Genomic DNA, 3,618 nt, shown 5'->3' on the forward strand with positions numbered 1-3,618 from the left:
CGGCACGCGGAGGCGGCCGGGCCGCTGGCCGGGGCCGCCGCTGAGCGTCCGCGCGACGAGGAGGTGCTCGCCGAGCTGCTGCGCGGCGAGGCGGCCACGGCGGGCCCGGCCGCGGCGCTGACACGGTACGAGGCGTACCGCCGTGAGCTGCGCGAGACGCTGGGCACGGATCCGGGCGCCGCCCTCAAGGCCGTACAGCGGGAACTGCTGCGCGGCGAGGCGCCCGTGGTCAGGCACGGCGTGCCGCACGAGCCGAATCCGCTGCTCGGCCGCGACGGGGACATCGCGGCCGTGGAGCGGCTCCTGTGCGCGTCGCGCGCCGTCACCGTCGTCGGCCCCGGCGGCCTCGGCAAGACCCGGCTCGCGCACGCCGTCAGCCGCCGATGGGATCTCCCCTGCGCGAGCGAGGCCGAAGGCTCGGGGAACCAGCAGCGCGTGGTGTATTTCGTGCCGCTCGCCGGCGTCACCGCGGACGCGGACGTGGCCGCGGAGGTGGCCGCCGCGCTCGCCGCGGGCGGCGGGAGCAAAGCGGCCGCCGTCGAGGGCGGTGGCGGGAGGCGGATGGCAGAGGCGCGGCCCGGCGCCCTGAGCGGCCACGCCCCGGCCGACCCGGTGACCGGCATCGTCCGCGTGCTCGGCTCCGGGCCCGCGCTGCTGGTCCTCGACAACTGCGAGCACGTCATCGGCGGCGCCGCCGACCTCGTACGGGCCCTGGTCTCGGCCTCGAAGGACCTGCGGGTGCTCACCACCAGCCGGGCCCCCCTCGGTCTGACGTCGGAGGCGGTGTACGCGCTGCCGGAGCTCGGTCTCGACACCTCCGTCGAGCTGTTCACGCAGCGGGCCGGGGCCGCCCGGCCCGGGGTGCGGCTGCCGCCGGACGCGGTGGCCGAGGTGTGCCGTCATCTCGACGGGCTGCCGCTGGCCGTGGAGCTGGCCGCGGCGCGCGTACGCGTGCTGTCGGTGTCCGAGATCGCCCGCCGCCTCGGCGACCGGTTCGCGCTGCTGCGCGGCGGGGCCCGGGACATGCCGGAGCGCCAGCGCACGCTGCACGCGGTCGTGGAGTGGAGCTGGAACCTGCTCTCGGAGGACGCCAGGGCGGCGCTGCGGGCGCTGTCCGTCTTCCCCGGCGGGTTCTCGGGCGGGGCGGCGGAGCACGTCCTCGGCGAGGACGCGCTGTCCGTGCTCGAGCAGGTGGCCGGTCAGTCGCTGCTCACCGTCGTCGACACCCCGGCCGGTGCCCGGTTCCGGATGCTGGAGACGGTACGGGAGTTCAGCGCGGCCCGGCGCGCGGAGGCGGGTGAGGAAGAGGAGGCCGTCGGCCGGTTCGTGGCCTGGGCGCGGGACTTCGGGGTCGCGCACCACGACTGGCTCGTCGGCGCGGACCCGCGGGGCGCCTGGGAGCGGATCAAGCCCGAGCAGGACAACCTCGTCCTGGCCCTGCGGCACGCCCTGGCCCGTGCGGACGGCCCCGCCACCGCGGCGCTCACCGCCGTCCTCGCCGCCCTGTGGTCCACCGACGCCGACTACCCCCGCCTCGCCGCCCTCGCCGCCGACACCGGCCCGCCGCTGTCGCACTACCGCCCCGGGCCCGCGGACGTCGAAGTCGCCCGCGCCGCCGCCGTGTTGTGCGCGGTGAGCCTGCTCATGGGCTTCGACCCGCGCGTCCTACGCCAGCTCATCACCCTCCGGCGGCTGCCCCCGGCCCCGCCGGACACGGTGCTGCGCGCCACCGCGGTGGTGCTGAGCGCGATCCCCGAGATGCGGCCACCCGGCTACGAAGCGCTGCAGAAGCTGTGCGACAGCGAGCAGCCGCTGGTGGCCGGTCTCGCCGAGTGTGTCGCCACCTACGTCTGGCAGTACGAGCACGACATCGACCGCGCGCTCGCCTCGGCCCGCCGGGTGATCACCCTGCTGGAGACGGTCGACAATCCGACCCTGCGGGTCGTGGGCCGGGGCCGGCTGAGCGAGCTGTGCCTGCGGACGGAGCGGGGCGAGGAGGCGTACGAGCACCTCAGGGCGGCGCTTGAGGCGCTGCCGCGGCTCGGTGACGAGCGCGACTTCATCGGCATCCGCTGGGGCCTCGTCCTCGCCTGCCTGCAGCGCGGCGACCCCGACGAGGCCGAGTACTGGCTGCGGCAGGCGCAGGGTGACGACGTCCCGCAGAAGGACCCGTTCTACAGCCCCGACCTCGGCGGGCGCGCCGAGACCGCGCTCGCCCGCGGGCTGACGGAGGACGGGCTCGGCCTGTGGCGGAGCGCCATGGAGCGGCTGCCCGCGGTCGCCCCGGTGGACGGCGGCGATCCCTGGCTCAACCCGTGGGCGCTGCAGATCCAGTCGACGGCGGTGACGGCGCACGCGCACGCGGGCCGTCTCGACCTCGTCCCCGAGGCGGCCGGCCGGCTCCGGCAGCGGCTGCGGACGCTGCTCTCCGGTCCGCCCGGTACGCCCATGGAGCTGCCGGTGTACGGGACGGTGCTGCACGCGCTCGGCATGGCGGGGCTCGCGTCGGGCGACGCCTCCGCCGTGCGGGAGATCGCGCTGGCCGAACGGCTGCGGGTCCTCGGCGACTTCCCGACGATGGCGGCGGCCCGTGCCCGGCGGGCGGCCGAGGGCGCCGACGGGGCGGCGTACGCGGACGCGGTGGCGGCGTACGCCGCACTGGAGCGGGACGAGTTGTGGGAGGCGGTCCGCGCGCTCATTTCGGGTCGCGGTTGAACAGCGCCGTCGACCAGCGGTAGCCGAGGGCGGCCAGGCCCAGGCACCAGACGATCGTGAGCCACCAGTTGTCGCCGATCTCGCTGCCGAGCAGCAGGCCGCGCAGGGTCTCGATGGCCGGTGTGAACGGCTGGTACTCGGCGATCGGCTGGAACCAGCCCGGCATCTCGTCGACCGGCACGAAGGCGCTGGAGATGAACGGGAGGATGATCATCGGCAGCGCGTTGTTGCTGGCCGCCTCGGCGTTCGGGCTGGCCAGGCCCATGCCCACGGCGATCCAGGTGAAGGCCGTGGCGACCAGCGCGAGCAGTCCGAAGGCCGCAAGCCACTCCAGGACCGTGGCGTCCGTGGACCGGAAGCCCACGGCCACGGCGACGGAGCCGACGAGCAGCACGCTGATGAGCGCCTGCAGCACGCTGCCCACGACGTGCCCGATGAGCACGGAGCCGCGGTGGATCGCCATCGTACGGAAGCGGGCGATGATGCCCTCGGTCATGTCCATGGACACCGACACGGCGGTGCCGGCCGGGGTGCCGCCGATCGTCATCAGCAGGATGCCGGGGACGAGATACGCGATGTACTCCGCCCGGTCGGCGCCGCCGCCGCCGATGCCCGCGCTCATCACGTCGCCGAAGATGTAGACGAAGAGCAGCAGCAGGACGATCGGCATCAGCAGGATGTTCAGGGTGAGCGACGGGTAGCGCCGGGCGTGCAGCAGGTTGCGGCGCAGCATGACGGTCGAGTCGCGGACGGCGAGCGTGAGGGGGCTCATCGGAGGGCCTCCGCGGGCTGGTCGGCACCGCCGGTGCCGCTGCCGCCGCCGATGCCGCCCCTGACGACGGCGCCTCCGGTCAGGGCGAAGAACACGTCGTCGAGGTCGGGCGTGTGCACGGTCAGTTCGTC

Annotated in this window: 2 protein-coding genes; one reads left to right on the top strand and one right to left on the bottom strand. The window is 75.3% G+C overall.

Annotated elements, in window-relative coordinates; translation table 11 throughout:
• Positions 1–2,715, top strand: a 2,715-nt coding sequence (locus tag STRAU_RS27880) for an ATP-binding protein (RefSeq protein ID WP_037662350.1), incomplete at its 5' end; no start/stop codon positions are given.
• Here the strand turns inward: STRAU_RS27880 and STRAU_RS27885 are convergent.
• Positions 2,696–3,487, bottom strand: a complete 792-nt coding sequence (locus STRAU_RS27885; RefSeq protein ID WP_016643756.1) for an ABC transporter permease — start codon at positions 3,485–3,487, stop codon at positions 2,696–2,698. The genes STRAU_RS27880 and STRAU_RS27885 overlap by 20 nt on opposite strands.
• Between the last annotated feature and the right edge of the window lie 131 nt (positions 3,488–3,618).

It is taken from the genome of Streptomyces aurantiacus JA 4570 (assembly GCF_000414115.1).
Taxonomy (GTDB): domain Bacteria; phylum Actinomycetota; class Actinomycetes; order Streptomycetales; family Streptomycetaceae; genus Streptomyces; species Streptomyces aurantiacus_A.

What these genes read in the sequence shown, in the direction of transcription:
- STRAU_RS27885 (WP_016643756.1), bottom strand. Translation starts at nt 3,487, where the DNA reads ATGAGCCCCCTCACGCTCGCCGTCCGCGACTCGACCGTCATGCTGCGC.